Annotated in this window: 13 protein-coding genes and 1 pseudogene; 8 read left to right on the forward strand and 6 right to left on the reverse strand. The window is 63.0% G+C overall.

Annotated features, from left to right (window positions below; all coding sequences use genetic code 11):
- Nucleotides 1–77: 77 nt before the first annotated feature.
- The 4 genes from U1738_RS14450 to U1738_RS14465 all read right to left on the reverse strand — a co-directional run bounded on the left by U1738_RS14450 (nt 78) and on the right by U1738_RS14465 (nt 3,494).
- On the reverse strand, nt 78–746 hold the full coding sequence (locus U1738_RS14450) for a ferritin-like domain-containing protein (protein ID WP_332789744.1): 669 nt from the start codon (nt 744–746) through the stop codon (nt 78–80).
- Nucleotides 747–821: 75 nt separating this feature from the next.
- Entirely contained in the window at nt 822–1,334 is a 513-nt protein-coding gene (locus tag U1738_RS14455; RefSeq protein WP_332789745.1) for a DUF3833 family protein, read from the reverse strand.
- Between the two features lie 143 nt (nt 1,335–1,477).
- A complete protein-coding gene (locus U1738_RS14460; protein WP_332789746.1) occupies nt 1,478–2,839 on the reverse strand; it encodes a sensor histidine kinase in 1,362 nt (453 codons plus the stop codon).
- A complete protein-coding gene (locus U1738_RS14465; protein ID WP_332789747.1) occupies nt 2,817–3,494 on the reverse strand; it encodes a response regulator transcription factor in 678 nt (225 codons plus the stop codon). The genes U1738_RS14460 and U1738_RS14465 overlap by 23 nt, the downstream gene beginning before the upstream one ends.
- A 128-nt stretch (nt 3,495–3,622) precedes the next feature.
- Between U1738_RS14465 and U1738_RS14470 the strand changes: the two genes are divergently transcribed.
- The 6 genes from U1738_RS14470 to U1738_RS14495 all read left to right on the forward strand — a co-directional run bounded on the left by U1738_RS14470 (nt 3,623) and on the right by U1738_RS14495 (nt 12,637).
- Nucleotides 3,623–4,876 (forward strand): TolC family protein, encoded by a 1,254-nt coding sequence (locus U1738_RS14470; protein WP_332789748.1) that lies wholly within the window; start codon nt 3,623–3,625, stop codon nt 4,874–4,876.
- Nucleotides 4,873–8,049 (forward strand): efflux RND transporter permease subunit, encoded by a 3,177-nt coding sequence (locus U1738_RS14475; RefSeq protein ID WP_332789749.1) that lies wholly within the window; start codon nt 4,873–4,875, stop codon nt 8,047–8,049. The genes U1738_RS14470 and U1738_RS14475 overlap by 4 nt, the downstream gene beginning before the upstream one ends.
- The gene (locus tag U1738_RS14480; protein ID WP_332789750.1) at nt 8,046–8,588 is read left to right on the forward strand and encodes a phosphatase PAP2 family protein; all 543 of its coding nucleotides are present in this window, start codon (nt 8,046–8,048) and stop codon (nt 8,586–8,588) included. The genes U1738_RS14475 and U1738_RS14480 overlap by 4 nt, the downstream gene beginning before the upstream one ends.
- 189 nt (nt 8,589–8,777) lie before the next feature.
- Nucleotides 8,778–9,305 (forward strand): RNA polymerase sigma factor, encoded by a 528-nt coding sequence (locus U1738_RS14485; protein WP_332789751.1) that lies wholly within the window; start codon nt 8,778–8,780, stop codon nt 9,303–9,305.
- 61 nt (nt 9,306–9,366) lie between these two features.
- Nucleotides 9,367–10,323, forward strand: a complete 957-nt coding sequence (locus tag U1738_RS14490) for a FecR family protein (protein WP_332789752.1) — start codon at nt 9,367–9,369, stop codon at nt 10,321–10,323.
- Nucleotides 10,304–12,637 carry a TonB-dependent receptor gene (locus tag U1738_RS14495; RefSeq protein ID WP_332789753.1) on the forward strand — a complete coding sequence of 778 codons (2,334 nt, stop codon included), beginning with the start codon at nt 10,304–10,306 and terminating at the stop codon, nt 12,635–12,637. The genes U1738_RS14490 and U1738_RS14495 overlap by 20 nt, the downstream gene beginning before the upstream one ends.
- On the opposite strand, the gene U1738_RS14500 is transcribed toward U1738_RS14495, so the two are convergent.
- Nucleotides 12,609–13,634, reverse strand: coding sequence for an endonuclease/exonuclease/phosphatase family protein (locus U1738_RS14500; protein WP_332789754.1), 1,026 nt, complete (start codon nt 13,632–13,634; stop codon nt 12,609–12,611). The two genes, U1738_RS14495 and U1738_RS14500, sit on opposite strands and share 29 nt — an antisense overlap.
- Before the next feature lie 27 nt (nt 13,635–13,661).
- On the opposite strand from U1738_RS14500, the gene U1738_RS14505 reads away from it, so the two are divergent.
- Entirely contained in the window at nt 13,662–14,966 is a 1,305-nt protein-coding gene (locus U1738_RS14505) for a hypothetical protein (protein ID WP_332789755.1), read from the forward strand.
- Entirely contained in the window at nt 14,966–15,415 is a 450-nt protein-coding gene (locus tag U1738_RS14510) for a hypothetical protein (RefSeq protein WP_332789756.1), read from the forward strand. The genes U1738_RS14505 and U1738_RS14510 overlap by 1 nt, the downstream gene beginning before the upstream one ends.
- A gap of 197 nt (nt 15,416–15,612) precedes the next feature.
- Here U1738_RS14510 and U1738_RS14515 read toward each other — a convergent pair.
- Nucleotides 15,613–15,757, reverse strand: a pseudogene (locus tag U1738_RS14515) (integrase core domain-containing protein); the annotation flags it as partial.
- Between the last annotated feature and the right edge of the window lie 350 nt (nt 15,758–16,107).

Consider the following 16,107-nt stretch of genomic DNA (forward strand, 5'->3'; position numbering starts at 1 on the left):
GCACAAGAATGCAATCGATCGGACTGACTACGCCGCGCAGAGCCGTCCAAAGACTATGATTGAAAACTCGAACCACGCTATTCGGCAAAATTAGCCTTAGTGGCTAGCCGTGCCGGCGGGTCGCGGTCGTCGGCCCAATCAATTCGGCGCTTCAATCGCGGCGTTAGGAATAGCGCGGGAAGCTTCAGGAACAGCAGCTCGGAATGAATGAAAGTGTCGATGGCCCGTTCCCACCATAAGGGCTCGCGCTTGCCGTTCTCTTTCAGCCAGGCGTCGTAGGGAAGCCAATGGCTGGGTTCGTCGCACTCGATGATGCGAAAGATCTTCATCAGCATGCGGTCGTGACGCACCAGCGGGTGGCGTAGCAGAATTTCGACCTGCCGGTGCCCGCGCTGCTCGGTCAGCGAGATCACGCGGCACAGTTTTTCGAACTGAATGTTGCTGGCGATGATCGCCTGGGTATCCAGATCGTCGATCCGGGTGCCGAACATGATCTCGACGAACCGGTCGATATGGCCGCAGGTGCGATCAACCATGATCGGCATGATGCCGCGCAGCTCGAACCAGCGCCTAAACATCAGATAGTGTTTGCGCTCGTCAGCGCGATGCTTTTCGATCGCGGCGATGAAGCGTTGGTCGTACGGCGCATGCGCCCGCGCGGCGTCGAGGACGCGATCGATGGCCGTGTAGCCGCGATACTCATTGTTAAATGTAGATCGACCCGAGCAGATCGAGATATCGGCCACGTAACCAGTTCATCATTTTGAATTTGCTTTTTCTGGTCGGGCAAGAAGCAGGGACGACCCCTTCCAGCACCCGCTTTAATTGCTTTTACGGGTGATTGTCTCATCAAGTCGCGCGACCGGCAGGCCGAGCTTGCTGACGATCATGACATTGCGCGCGACGGCGCCGCCACGTTCGAGGTAGAGCCATTGCCTGGCTTCTAGGCCGCCTTTCATCGCGAACGCGAGCTGCAGACGATTGCCGCTCACCATGCCGACCACCGGCCCGACAGCGTCGCTCAGCGTGCCGACATAACGGTCGGGACCGTTCGGATGAAGTACCCATTGTCGGCAAGTCGCGGCGTGATTGCCGCGGCGGACGGTCTGGTCCAGTACGATCGTTCGATCCGTTCGCATTGAGCCAACGCCTACGACGAGGGTGCGTTCCGCCCTTCGCAGCACCACCTTGAGCGTGCCTTTGCCTTCGGTACGCCCGGTGAAGAACGCCGCCGCATCGAATTGCGCGCCGTGGGTTTGCTCGCGCGCAAGATTATCCGCAGAAACGCAGCCGGAAAGGCCGACAAGCGCAACAAAACCCCAAGCTCGCTTCACGAGAATGAGTGCCGTTCTGAGTGGTCGTAGGCTATCAAGGTTTGTCGAAATCTTTCACCGGGCCAGAGAACGCTTGGCGCGGTCCCGCTGCACTACCGCAAGTGATAACGAACTTCTCATCATCGCGTTGTCTAAATTCGAGTTCAGTCTTTAATCCGTGGGCAAACGAGCGACACCGCGCTGCCGACGTCGGCGAAACGCAACGAGAATCCGTGTAGATCGGCGATCGCCTTGACGAGGCTCAGGCCCAACCCCGCGCCACTGCAATCGTGCCGTCCGCGATAAAAGCGCTGGGTGACCAGCGAACGCTCCGTCGCGGCAACGCCGGGCCCTTCGTCTGCGACCGTTATGATGACCGTGTCGCCTTCGTTCGTCAGCGACACCGCGACCATCCCGTCCGCCGGGCCGAACTTCATGGCGTTATCGATCAGATTGGAAATGGCTTCGATCAGCAAGCTGGCATCGCCCTCGACGGTAGCGACGCTCGCGATATCGCATCTCAGGTCGATGCCACGATCCTCGGCGGTTGGCTGGTGAAGCTCGCAGGCGTCTTCGACTAGACGAGTTAGATCTACGGGGGCGAAGCGGCTGCGGCGAGCATGATCCTCGAGCTCGCGGATGCGCAGAAGCGCCGCGACGATGCCTAGGAGCTTGTCGATCTCCGCCAATGCAGCTTCGCCGGCCGCAACGAACGCGACCTTATCCCCGGCATCGCGCAACTCGCGTTCGACCCGCGCCCGCAGCCGCGTCAGCGGGGTGCGCAGTTGGTGGGCGATATCGTCACCCACACCTCGGACGTCGCCGACGAGAACCTGAAGCCGATCGAGCATGGCGTTGATGTGCGCGCACAACAGCCCAAAGCTGTCCGGATTTAGGCCGATGGTTAGCCTTTGGTCCAGCTCGCCCGCGACGATCCGCTCGGTCAGCACGCGGACCGCATCGACCTGTTTCGCCGCCCTGCGTCCGGCAAATAGCCCCACGCCGATTGCCAGCAGCAGGCCCGGGATCAATCCGAAGATCAGCGATCGCTCGACGACGCGCAGCGCATCTTCGGCATCGTCGAGATCGACACCAGTAAGCAATTGGGTGCCATCCGGCATCGGGCAGACGGCGAGCCGCGCGACGTCGCTGGTCTTGCCCGGCAATTCCGTCGGCACGACCTCCGAGACGATCGATTTGGTGGAGGTGACCTTTACCGGAAGGCGCGCAATGTTGCCCTCGATCGGCCTGCCCTCGGCTGAAAACAGCGTGAGGAAGCGATCCCGGTGAATGTCGCGCGTCAACAGTTCGCGGATTTCCCGGCGACGCACCGGAAGCGTCATCGTCGCAAACGTCCGGCAATCGAGCGCAAAGCCGTCTTCGACCTCCCGCCGGTGGCTGCCATTTGCCAGCAGCCAGAACACCCCTGCGAGGACGATCGACTGGACGACCAGCAGCGCCGCGATCGCGCTGCCCCATCGCCATGTCGCCCGCGCGTGCGGATCAGCCGGCAATATCGAAGACATAGCCTTGCCCCCGCACGTTGCGGATCAGTTGCGGCTCGCCCTCCGCGTCCACCTTGCGACGCAACCGGCCCATATGGACGTCGACGACATTGCTGTTCGGCTCAAACGTGTATCCCCAGACATCGCGCAACAGCATCGATCGCGTGACGATCCGATCCGGCCGGCGCACGAGATAATCGAGCAGCTTCAACTCCCGGGGCAGAAGTTCGAGCGCCCGGCCCGAGCGCGTCGCGGTGCAAGCGAGCAGGTCGAGATCGAGCGGCCCGACGATCAGCCGCGTATCGCGCGTCTCGTTCGGTCGCCGCAGCAGGGCTTCGACCCGCGCCACAAGTTCGACTAAGGCGAATGGTTTGGGGAGATAATCGTCGCCACCGGCGCGCAGCCCGCGGACACGATCGTCGAGGCTGCCGAGCGCGCTCAGCACCAGCGCCGGCGTGCGGCGGCCTTCGGCGCGCAGCCGGGCGATCAGATCGAGGCCCTCACCATCGGGCAGCTGACGATCGACAATCAGAAGATCGACCGCGTCGTCCTGTGCCGCGTCGAAACCGGCGGCCGCGAGGGTCCGATGCGTCACGCGATACCCGTTCGCGGCCAGCTCGAGGGTGATCTCGTGCGCGGTCCCGGCGTCGTCCTCAATAAGCAGGATGTTGGTCACGCCACCCTGTTCGCAGTTGGTGTCGTGGGGCGTCAACTGAATAGCAGTTTAGAGTCTGAACCCGGATTTAGTCGACGCGAACCCGTCACGATAGGTAGCGGCGTCCTGAATTGAACAGGAAAGAAGCAATGCGGTATTTCGTACTCGCACTGTCGATCGCGGCGATCCCGACGATCGCTTCGGCCCAGGCCACCGGGATATCGCTCGATCGGCTGGCGCAGGATGTCGTCTCCAACAATCCCGAACGGCAGTTCTACCAGCGCCAGATCGAGACCGCTGGAGTGGAACGCGCGGCGGCGGGACGTTGGGCGGATCCCGAAGCCGTTGTGGAGTTCGGACAGCGCAGCGCCAACGATCGCACGACTGGAGGGCTGCTGGGCGAAGGCGTCACCTACGCAGTATCGATCGTTCAGTCGATCGAGTTTGGTGGCCGCATTGCGTTGCGTCGGGCGATTGCTGAGCGACAGGTGGCGCTGGCCAAGATCGGCCTGCAGCAGTTCGATGCGACCCTAGCGGCCCGGGCACGCTCGCTCGGCTACGGCCTTTTCGCTGCCGACGAGAAGGCTGCTGCCGCGCGGACTGTGGCGCAAAGGATGCGCGACCTTGCCCACATCATCGTGTCGCGCGATCCGGCGGGACCGGCACCGCGGCTCGAGGCGGCATCGCTACAGGCCGGTGCGATCGGTGCGGAGCGCACAGCGGCCATAGCCGACGCCGAAGCGAATTCCGCGCTGTACGAACTCAATCAGCTGCGCGGTGCCCCGTTCGCAGCGCGCATCCGGATCATCCGGCCCGATATGACCTTGCCCGACCTCGGATCCGGCCAGACCCTCGCCGAGAGTGCCAATGCCAGCAATTTCGAGCTGAAGGCCCTGCGCGCGCAGTTCGAGCAACAGGGGCTGCGCGTGGATCTTGCGCGCAAGGCCCGTATCCCGACGCTCGGCGTCGGCCCATATTACGATCGCGCGCGTTCCGACATCCGCGAGACGAACTACGGCGTGCGCCTTTCGACGACGATCCCGCTGTGGAACCGCCAGGCGGGTGAAGTGGCGGTCGAACAGGGGCGGCAGGCGCAAGCCAACGCCACCTTGCTCAACGCCGAACGGCGCATCGCGCGCGACGTCTTCGACCAGGCGGCGAAATACGAGGCGAAGCGTAAAGCCCTTTCAAGCTGGGAGGGCGCATCGCCGCAGAGCTTCGCCAGCGCAGCGCAGGACGCAGACCGCAACTACCGGCTCGGCGCGATCCCGCTGACAACGTACATGCAGATGCAGCAGTCGTATGTCGAGGCGACCAACGCAGTGCTCGATACCAGGCGCGAGGCGTTGGAATCGCTGCTTCAGTTGCGCGCGCTCAATGGCGGCAATGCGCTGGTCCGATGATCGCTAGCCTGCTCGATCTCGTGACGCGTCGCCGGCTGGCGGTGGCGGCCATCACCGCGCTGATCGCGGCGGTCGGATTCTGGTCGTTCGCGACGCTTCAAATCGACGCGATTCCCGACATCACCGGCGTGCAGGTTCAGGTCAACACGATGGTGCCGTCGCTGGCGCCTGAGGAGATCGAGCGGCTCGCGACACTGCCGATCGAGCGTGCGATGGCGGGGCAGCCGGGGCTGACCGAAACGCGCGCTCTGACCAAGACAGGACTCAGCCAGGTCACCCTCATCTACCAAGACGGCACCGACCAGATGCGCGCGCGGCAATTGGTGACCGAGCGGCTAAATTCGGTACGCGATCAACTGCCGCCGGGAGCCTCGCCGCAGCTTGCGCCGATCACCACGGGCCTGGGCGAGATCTATTACTATACGATAGAATGGAAGCGCCCTCCGCCCGACATGGATGCGCAGCGCCAGCTGATGGAGTTGTACGAAGCGCAGGAATATACCGTCCGCCCGCTGCTGCGCGCCGTCACCGGCGTCGCCGACGTCAACACCAATGGCGGGCTGGAGCAGCAGTTCGTCGTCGCGCCCGATCCGATACGGCTGACGATGCACGGCGTCACCGCGGCGGAGCTGGCAGAGGCGGTGGGCAAGAATGTCGAGAATGCCGGCGGCGGGATCGTCGCGCGCGGATCCGAACGGTTCACAGTGCTCACCAACGGCCGCGTGACGAACGCGACCGAGATCGGCGCGATACCCGTGAAATTCGCCGCCGGCGTGCTCCCGCTGCAGGTGCGCGACCTGGCTGACGTCGTCATCGGGGCCGCCCCACGACAGGGGGCCGCCACGCAGAATGGTCGCGAAACCGTACTTGGCACGGTGATGATGCTGGTTGGGCAGAACAGCCGCGAGGTCGCGCTGCGGGTCCAAGAGGCACTGCCTGATGTCCAGGCGGCGCTGCCGAAAGGCATGGTGATTCACCAGCAATATAGCCGCGCCGAACTGGTCGACCGGACGATCGCAACCGTCGAACACAATCTCGGCGAAGGCGCTTTGCTCGTCGCGCTGGTGCTGTTGGTCGTGATGGGAAACTGGCGCGCGGCGCTGATTGTGACGCTGGTGATCCCGCTCGCGTTCCTGGTCACGGTGGCGGGCATGAATGCGATCGGCCTATCCGGCAATCTGATGAGCCTCGGGGCGCTCGATTTCGGGTTGATCGTGGATGGATCGATCGTGGTGGTGGAGAACAGCCTGAGGCTGCTCGCGGATCGACGGCGCGAAAAGGGCGAGGACGAGGATCTGACGCCGGAGGAACGTCGTGCAACGGTAGCGGACGCCGCCCGCATGGTGGCTCGGCCGACGATGTTCGGCATCGCGATCATTGCTCTTGTCTATGCGCCCGTGCTCAGCCTTGGGGGCGTGGAGGGCAAGCTGTTCCAGCCGATGGCGCAGGCCGTGATGCTGGCGATCGTCGCCGGACTGGTCTGGACATTCACGATCGTGCCGGCGCTGTCCGCCTGGCTGCTTCGCGCTCCGGCAAGCGAGAAGGAGGACAGCCGGAACAAGGGGCTAATCGGATATGCAGAGCGTGGCTACGCGCCGACGCTCGAGCGGGCGATCGCGCATCCGTGGCTGCTGGTGATCGGTGCGCTGGTGCTGCTCGCCGTCACCTTCGGCGTGTTCAAGACGCTCGGTTCGCAGTTCACGCCACAACTCGACGAAGGCGCGATCACCGCGATGGTTTATCGGCCGGTCGGCATGTCGCTCGAACGCAGCCTCGCGATCGAACGGGAAACCGAACGCCAGATTCGTCGCCAGTTCCCGCAGGTGACACACACGTTCTCGCGCATCGGCACGAGCGAGGTCGCGACCGATCCGATGCCGCCCAACGAGAACGATCTTTACATCTTCTATGCGCCGGAAAAGGACTGGGCGACCGGCAACGGCAAGCCCAAGACGAAGGACGAACTGGTCGCCGGGATCCAGAAGATTGGACAGCAGGTCTATCGCGGCCAGACGTTCGAATTCGCGCAGCCGATCGAGATGCGTTTCAACGAGATGCTGGAAGGCGTACGTGCCGACGTGTCGGTCAAGATCTTCGGCGAGGATTACGACGTGCTCGAACGCGCCGCGAAGCAGGCCAAGGCGATCCTCGAAAAACAGGATGGTACGGAGAGCGTCGAGTTTGAAACGGCGGGCCGGCCTAAGAGCATCGTCGTCGAACTGGACCATGACGCCATGCTGCGGCTCGGTCTGAGCACGGCCGAGGTCAACAAGGCGATAACCGATGCGGTCGCGGGTGCCGAGGTTGGCTTCATTCCGGAGGGCGAAGCGCGCCACATGATCGTCGTCCGAATGCCCGAAAGCCTGCGTGCTGACCCCGCAGCGATCCTCGCGCTGCCGCTGCGGGTCGGCGAATACGGCATAGTGCCCCTATCGCGCGTCGCGCGGCTGCGAGAAATGCGCAAGGTCGAGCCGATCCTGCACGACAGCGGCAAGCGCCGGGCCGCACTGATGGTCAATCTCAAAACCAGCGATCTTGCCGGCTACGTCCAGAAAGCGCGCGCGGCTGTGACGAGCCAGGTCAAGCTGCCGCCGGGATACCGCATCGAATTCGGTGGGCAGTTCCATCAGTTGGAAGCGGCGCAAAAGCGGCTTTCGATCGTCGTCCCGGCGGCGCTGCTGCTGATCTTTCTGCTCGTCTATGCCGCACTGGGCAGCGTGAAGGAGGCATCGATCGTCTATACCGGCATTCCCTTCGCCGTGACCGGCGGAGTGCTGGCGCTGTGGCTGCGTGGCATGCCCTTTTCGATTACCGCCGCGATCGGGTTCATCGCGCTGTCCGGGATCGCAATGCTCAACGGGCTGGTGTTGATCGACCATATAAATTCCCTGCGCGACGGCCGGGAGGGCGATGCGCTGTCGATCGATGATGCGGTGCGACAGGGGGCGCGCGATCGCCTGCGCCCGGTATTGTCCACAGCACTTGTCGCTGCGATCGGCTTCGTGCCGATGGCGCTCGCCAGCGGCGCGGGTGCCGAAGTACAACGTCCGCTGGCGACCGTGGTGATCGGTGGCATCGTAACTTCGACGCTACTAACATTGCTCTTGCTGCCTAGCCTTTATCGCTTGGTCGCGGGGCGCGACAAAACTGCAGAAAAGGAGACAGCGAAATGAAGCGATATTCAATGGCGCTGGTGGTCGCCGGGGTCGTCGGCGCCGCGCCGGTGCCTGCGATGGCTGGGCCGAACGGATGGGCAAAGGCCAGCGACGTTGGCCGCGATCTGCTGGTCGGCGCGGCGCTCGGCGTCTCTGCGGTGCAGGGAGACTGGCGCGGCGATCTGGAAGCGGCGGGTAGCATGCTGGCCGCAGGCGGCACGACGTTCGTGTTGAAGAAATTGGTTCATGAGCGCCGACCCGATGGCAGCGACGATCAGAGTTTCCCTTCCGGTCACACGTCCATCTCGTTTGCCGCCGCGGCCAGTCTCGAAAAGCGCTATGGTTGGAAAGCCGGTTTACCGGCGCTGGCGGTCGCCGGTTTCGTCGGGCTGGCGCGCGTCGAGGCAGACAAGCATTATATGCACGACGTGGTGGCCGGGGCCGCGATCGGGCTCGTCGGCGGCTTTCTATTGACCTCCCGACACGACGACCGCGTCCGCTTGACGCCATGGTCAACGCGTGGCGGCGGGGGCATCGATGTGGCGCTGCGATTTTGATGTGAGGGAGGGTGAAGGTTGGTCCGTGGAATTCCGGCGTTTAAGAGCCTAGTCAAACCCTTAACCCGTCGAATGTCAGTGCGATGCAGCCGGGGAGACGAGCGGGGCCAAGCGGGGCGAGGCCAACCGTATCGCCCGAGAAACCGATAAATCGTGATCGCGCCTCCAAAGCTGATAGACGACAAGTAGATGGACATTGGTGACGGTCAAGGATTGGAAGCGGTCTATCGAGGCCTTCGCGCCGAGTTGCTGCGTTTCCTGATCGTGCGGTCCGGTGACGCCGGCGAGGCGGAGGATCTGATGCAGGAGCTGTGGATTAAGATCCAGCAGATGCCGAGCGGCCCGATCGCTCACGGTCGCGCTTACCTTTTCCGGATGGCGCAGAATCTGATGATCGATCGGCTTCGCGAACGCCAGCGTCGCGAGCGCCGCGAAAGGGCGTGGCAAAGCGATATCATCGCTTCCTCGACGCCCGGATCGGAGCCTAAAGACCCTGAGCGCAATGCCGAAGACGCGATGCTCGATCGCGAGGAAAGGGCTGTGCTGGCCTCTGCGCTTGCCAATCTACCGCCGGGTGCCCGACGCGCTTTCGAACTGCACAAGCTGCGGGGGCTTAGTCACTCTCAGGTGGCCGCGGAGCTTGGTATATCACGCAGCGGAGTCGAAAAACATATGTCGGTCGCGATGAAATTCCTCCGTCGCGCGTTGCTCGACTGAGGTGATAGGTCATCGATGACGTCCCAGCCCTGCAACCATATTACGAAGGACCCTGCTCCCCGTGACCGCGCCGCCCGACATGGATGAAAGGCTGATCGACGAAGCGCTCGCGTGGCACCAGGCGCTGGAGACGGACGATGCCGACTGGGATGGGTACACCCTCTGGCTGGAGGCGGATCCACGCCACCGTGCGGCGTTCAACGAGATCGCACTGACCAATCGCATCGTCGACGTCCACAGGCTGCATTTGCGCGCTACCTTGCCCGAAGCGGCAGTCGCGGCCGTTCCTTCGCGATCGCCGCAGCGTTGGTGGCTGGCGGGAGCGGCTGCTGCAGCGGCCGCCGTTGCAGCGGTCGCGCTGCCATTGGCGATGCGGCCGGCAGACGACGTCACCTATGCGACGGCGGCACGGTCGCGCCATATCGCTCTGCCTAGCGGGATCACGATCGACCTCGCCCCCGCCAGCACGCTGATCGTGAAAGGCGGCGATACAAGCCGACTCGAATTGGCCGGTGGCGAGGCTTTTTTCGACGTGGCTCATGATCCCAGGCGGTCGCTTTCGATCAAGGCGGGCAATTCTTCGGTCAGTGATATCGGAACCCGTTTCGCAATCAATCTGACAGCCGAAACGATGCTGGTCGGCGTGGCTGACGGGCAGGTGCGGGTGGATCCGGCGGGATCGAACCCTCCGATCCATGTCGCGGCGGGCGAGCAATTGAGCGTGGCGCAAAGTAGCGGAAAACCGAGCGTCGGTGCCGTCGACAGCGCTGATATCGGCAGCTGGCGGCGTGGCCGGCTGAGCTATAGCAATGCTCCGCTCGAGGTCGTAGCAGCGGATATCTCGCGCTATCTCGGGAAAACCGTTACTATGGAGGCGGGGATCGGCGATCGGAGATTTTCGGGGGTGTTGACGATTGGCGACGGGTCAAAACTGCTGCCTACGCTCAGCCAGATCATGGCGTTGTCCTACACGGTGGACGGCGATCATATCCGTATCGGTGCTGCTACCGCTCGCTGATGTCGCCTTGGTCGCCACGTCGGTTAAGGCACGAGAGGCAGGCTATGCGATCGACATTCCGGCAGGCTCGATCGGCTCCAGCCTAAATGCGCTGTCGACGGCGACAGGGATATCAATCGGCTATGACGGTGATCTGCCACCAATCCGCACGCGGGCCGTTCGTGGGCGAATGGATCTTGGCGAGGTCCTGTCGCGAATGCTGGCCGGTACGGGGCTGATTGCGGTTCGCATCGGCCCATCGGCATTTCGGCTTCAGCGCGTGCCGAAGCACGCACAGCCGCGCATCGCCATGGTGCCTCCCAGATCGATGGCCTCGGCATCCGCGCCGCCGATACCGGTTGCCGAGGCGGACATCATCGTCACGGGCCAGAAGCGACCCCAGGCGCTAAGAGAGGTGCCGATGTCGGTCTCCGTCGTGGCGCTGGCCGACGTCACCGACCGGGTCTCGCCCGGCAGTCGCGATCTGGCCCTATCGGTCGATGGCCTAGCGCTCACCAATCTCGGCCCGGGGCGTAACCGGCAGTTCATTCGCGGTGTCGCGGACAGTCCGTTCATCGGCCCCAGTCAGTCGACGGTCGCGGTGCAGATCGACAATGCCCGCATCACGTTCGACGCGCCTGATCCGGATTTGCGGTTGATCGACGTGTACCGCGTCGAAATCCTCAAAGGGCCGCAGGGTCCGCTTTACGGTTCGGGGGCGCTTGGCGGCATCTACCATATCGTGACGCGAAAGCCGGTACTCGACGAAACGAGCGCCAGTGCTCGCCTGCTCGGCGAAACTGTCGCGCACGGGAGTGCGGGCTTCGGTGGGGAGGCCGTGCTCAACCTGCCGATCGTCACCGACAAGCTGGCCGTCCGCGCCGCCGGTTACGTCTCGCGCTCGGGTGGCTGGATCGACGACATCGGGCGAAAGGCCAACGCCAATGTCGCGACTATCTATGGCGGACGCCTTGCGTTGCGCTGGCAACCTACCGAGGCTTGGTCGGTCAATCTTGGTGGCATCGTCCAGAACATCAATGTCGCCGATAGCCAGTATGTGACAGTATCCGACGACACCCTGCGCCGCGTCTCGCCGGTTGCCGAGCCGGTGGACAACGATTTCCGGGCGGTAACGGCAACGATCGAAGGTGATGCCGGGCCACTGAAGCTGGTTTCCGCAACCAGCTACGTCGATCATCGGGTCGACTTCACGTTGGATGCCAGTACTTCTGCGGCGGCGCTCGGGGTGCTCACGCCAGCCGTCTTTCGCGACAATCGCGCCTATACAATATTCAATCAGGAACTGCGCTTCTCTCCTGTCGATAGTGGCATCTGGCTGGCCGGCATATCGTTCCTGCGCGCCACGAGCCGGAGCGATGCACGTCTGAGCGATGCCAACGGCACGGCGCCGGTAGAGTCGCTCAATCGCATCGTGGCCGAATATGCGCTGTTCGGCGAAATGAAACTGCCGCTTGGCCGCCGCATCGATGCCACGGCGGGGCTGCGCCTATTCAGGACGATGGCCGAGAACGAGGCAGTCGAGCGCAGTGATGGGGCGTCGCGCTCGGTCGGGAAGACAGTGCTGTCGCCGAGCATCGCCTTGTCCTGGGCGCCCGACACCCAGACCATCGTCTTCCTGCGTTACGCCCGCGCGGTTCGTCCGGGCGGACTGTCATCGAGCGAGCAAAACGTTGCCACCCGTTTCCAAGACGATGCGCTCGGAACGATCGATCTCGGCATCCGTCATCAGCCGCCGGGTGCGCGTTTTTCGTATAGCGCCAGCGTCTTCTACACCCAGTGGGATCACATCCAGTCGGACTATCTGCTCGCAAATGGCCTCGTGTCGACGCGAAACGCGGGGTGCGCGCGTATCATTGGAGCGGAAGCGAGCGTCGATTGGGCGGTGTTGCCTGCAACGAGAATTTCTGCCGGGGTGGCGCTGCAAGATGGTCGGCTGACCCGCAACGAGGCCGGAATCGCGATCGACGACCGCCGGTTGCCGGTCACGCCGGACCTCACTGCCCGGCTGTCGATCGCGCAGGATTTCGAACTCGGCAGTTGGCACTCCACCATCAACGCGCAGGGCAATTATATCGGCCGCGCGCGACTGACCTTTGATCCGGACATCGACCAGGCGATGGGGCGCTACGCCACGGTATCGACCGCGGTGTCAGTCGCAAGACGGCGGCTGACCCTTGGTGCCAGAATCGACAATTTGTTCGACGTGCGGGGCGATAGTTTTGCGTTCGGCAACCCGTTCTCGATCCGCACGACCGACCAATACGTCCCGTTGAGGCCGCGTACGATTACGCTGTCGATCGGCCGGGCGTTCTGACGATGGAAAAACGGTAACGGGCTACATAGCCGATATGATCGGATAGCATCGCCCCGGCACGATCGTGACCGAATGGCACCGCGATCCCGATCAGATCCAGCTTGGCCGCGCTGCCCGAGGCGAAAATCTGTAGATCCTTGGCATGGCGCCATGATGCGATGGCATCGGGGTCCATCGGTAAGCCGCGTCGGCGCGCTTCGCCGAGCGCGTCGGTAACAGCGCCTGCGCTCGACCATCGCTGCGCGATGGCCCGAAACAAACTGCGGCGCCGGGCCTGGGCATGGCCCACGTTGAAGTCTCCCGCGACGATCAGCGGATATCGCGGGTCGCGGGCGTACTGAACGAAGCGCGTCATGAGATCCGCCTGCGCGGCATAGGCGGCGTCGGATCGTTCGTCCGCAACGCCGGAGGCCTTCCGGCAATTCAGATGCGTTGTGACGATTTCGATCGGCGTCGCGCCACCAGGTATCGTGATCCGCACGATCACCGCGCCCTTGTTCGCGAGGCAATCATAGCCGGCGCATGTTTCGGGCGGGAAGGCCATGCGACGGACATCAGTTATCGGGTAATCCGACAACACCTGGAGCCCGCTGCCGACGACCTTGCCTTCCGTTTCACCTTTCCACCACCGCGCACCGGCGGACAGAGCATCGTGGCGGTTCGACCTGCCGGACGTTCGAGCGGCTGGACCATCGACAATGTAACGATATCCCGCCGCCCGCCCAATGGCCTGAGCATCCGCCGTAAACGCTTCCTGCAGCACAACGATTTGCGGCGCTTCATGGCGAACGCGCATTGCACGCAACCGATCAGCGATCGCGGCCAGATCTGCTGGCCGCCCGACAGCAACCGGCCATGGAAGACCCTTCACATTATAGGTCAGGACCGAGAAAACCGCATCGCCGTCGGGCCGGCCGGGCGCAAGCGGTACACGCGCCAATCCGCCAGCCGGGATCGACATCATTGTCGCGAGTGCGATCAATGCGACGGTTCGCATCCGTGTTCCTGTCTTTCGATCGCGAGATTGCCGATCGGCGTTGAGACGGCAGGCTGTGCCGACCACCACAGTCGAACCGAAGTCACGGATCACTTCATCCGGCGCGATCAGCCAACCGGATGCGGGAAAGCGCTCAGGACCGGTGAACTGACAAGAAATTCGTCCTCAACTGCGGTGGAAGAACCTGTGTGCCGTCACAACGACTTGGCGCGGTTGAGGAAAGAATTTTTGTCATCACAACGCGGAGGCGCAATCGCGTCTGAGACGGGATGCGCGATTGACTCGCTCCCGCTGCTCCATGCGACCAGGCGCTGGAGACAGTTTGTCGGGCCATCTTTTTCGTTGCTGCTACTGATCGCCGTCGCCTGGCAATTCCGCCGCCTGGATTTCCCAAACCTGCGGGCGTTGCTACCCACCGGGGCTGGCTTCTGGCTTGTCTTCACGATCTACTATTTTATGTGCCCGGCGACGGAATGGATCATCTTTCGCCGGCTGTGGCATATTCCGGCCGGCGGATTCGTGGCCCTCGTCCGGAAGCTCGTCAGCAACGAGATCGTGATGGGCTATGCCGGGGAACTCTATTTCTACACTTGGGCGCGGCGCAACACGCGCATCACGACAGCTCCGTTCGGCGCGATCAAGGATGTCTCGATCCTGTCCGGGCTGGTCGGCAATGTCGTCACGCTGGCAATGGTCCTGATCGTGGCGCCCATGCTCGGGACATTGCACCTGAGTATGGGAAGGGAACCTATCGTGGGATCGGCGATCGTCGTGCTCGGTGCATCGCTTGCCGTGCTCCTGATGCGGAGGCGAAACTTCACCCTGCCGCGTCGCGATTTGTGGGTCATCGCGGGGCTTCATTTCGGTCGCGTGGCGACGACGACGATCGTCGCTGCGGTGATGTGGCACCTGCTGTTGCCGGAAGTCGCGCTCCGCTGGTGGCTGCTGCTCGGCACGGCGCGATTGCTGGTGTCGCGCCTGCCGCTGCTCCCGAATAAGGATGTGGTGTTCGCCGGATTGGCATCCTTTTTGGTCCGCAACGATGCGCATATCGCCGGTGCCATGGCGTTGATCGCGGCGCTGATTCTGGCCACCCATCTCGGCTTGGGTGCAATCCTCGGTGCCGGAGAACTGTCGTATCGGACACTCGGCAAGGATCGCGGGCGCAACGAACCTTTTCAGACCGGCACTGAACGGCCTGCCTCGCGTACAATGCGGGCAAGGCTGCGGACCGAAACGCTGCCGCCCAATATCCGTGCTGGCTTGGCGGACGGAAACCGACGATCATGCCGCCTCGCACCGTCAACCAGCGTCATGAGCGGAAAACTATGATGAAGCCCCAGACCATGAAGCAGGTCCGCCGCGTTCACCACTACATCGGGGTCTTCTTCACGCCCGCGATCCTGCTGTTCGCACTGAGCGGGGCGTTGCAGACGTTCCGGCTGCAGGAGGAGAAAGGCTATGGCGGCACGCCGCCGGGTTGGATCGTCTGGATGGCCAGCATCCACAAGGATTCCTCGCTCCCGCGCGAACGCGTGAAGCATGAGGACGAGAAGCCGGCTGTGGAAAAGACTGCCGAGCGTAAGGAAATCGCGGCACCGGTCCAACCTAGTAGCTCGAAACTGCCACTTCAGATTTTCGTCGCGTTGCTGTCGATCGGACTGATCATCTCTTCGCTGCTCGGCATGGCCATCGCGCTGAACAACATGACGACGCGACGCACGTCGATCGTGATGCTCGCAGCAGGAACGGCCTTACCGTTGCTGCTACTGCTGCTCTAGCTGTCGAGGCAGGCGATCGGTCCGGTGACGCCAAAGCCCGCGTCCACTCGACTGATCGTCGCCCGGGAACCGAGCATAGCGGCCAGATCGGCTTGTTCGAACAAGCGGTGCGTACCGCTGCACGCCAGCCCGGCGCGACGAAGCGCAGGCGCAACCGTGACATAAAGCACGATCCGACCTCCGGGGCGCAGGACACGGGCTTCGATAAGCACCTTCGCCTCGGTGAGGCTGTAGAATATCTCGCGATTCAGCAATTCGTCGCGCAGCGACCCGTTGAAGCTCTCATCAAAGCCATTCTACCATGGTGATCCAGATGCAATAGAGCGTCTTCACGCCGATCTGGCCGATGCCCCCTGCGCCAATACGATCTCAACCTCACGCAGCTTGCCGATAATTTCTTCCGGCTCATGGTTCTTGAATGGCATCTGTCGTTCCTTTCGTGTTCCAGGCTATCACGGTCTCTGGGCCACTCAGCGGAGGCAGATCAGTACAAGACCGACGATATTCATGATGCCGTGCTAATGAACGAATGACCGAAAGTGGGAGGCGGGCAAGGGCCCTCGAATGTCCACTCGTGGGTCATTGGATCCTATTTGCGTTATCCGATGAGCCTCGACTGCAACGCCACGGAGAAAATGCGTTCGAGCTTCGAGGCGCCTTGCTCGGTAAGCTGGAAAAGGGCTCTATCGGTG

This window comes from Parasphingomonas caseinilytica, assembly GCF_036663755.1.
Classification (GTDB): domain Bacteria; phylum Pseudomonadota; class Alphaproteobacteria; order Sphingomonadales; family Sphingomonadaceae; genus Sphingomonas.

Excerpts from the sequence above, each read along its gene's own strand:
- U1738_RS14460 (WP_332789746.1), bottom strand. The coding sequence starts at position 2,839 with ATGTCTTCGATATTGCCGGCTGATCCGCACGCGCGGGCGACATGGCGA.
- U1738_RS14470 (WP_332789748.1), top strand. The coding sequence starts at position 3,623 with ATGCGGTATTTCGTACTCGCACTGTCGATCGCGGCGATCCCGACGATC.
- U1738_RS14475 (WP_332789749.1), top strand. The coding sequence starts at position 4,873 with ATGATCGCTAGCCTGCTCGATCTCGTGACGCGTCGCCGGCTGGCGGTG.
- U1738_RS14480 (WP_332789750.1), top strand. The coding sequence starts at position 8,046 with ATGAAGCGATATTCAATGGCGCTGGTGGTCGCCGGGGTCGTCGGCGCC.
- U1738_RS14485 (WP_332789751.1), top strand. The coding sequence starts at position 8,778 with ATGGACATTGGTGACGGTCAAGGATTGGAAGCGGTCTATCGAGGCCTT.
- U1738_RS14500 (WP_332789754.1), bottom strand. The coding sequence starts at position 13,634 with ATGCGAACCGTCGCATTGATCGCACTCGCGACAATGATGTCGATCCCG.
- U1738_RS14510 (WP_332789756.1), top strand. The coding sequence starts at position 14,966 with ATGAAGCCCCAGACCATGAAGCAGGTCCGCCGCGTTCACCACTACATC.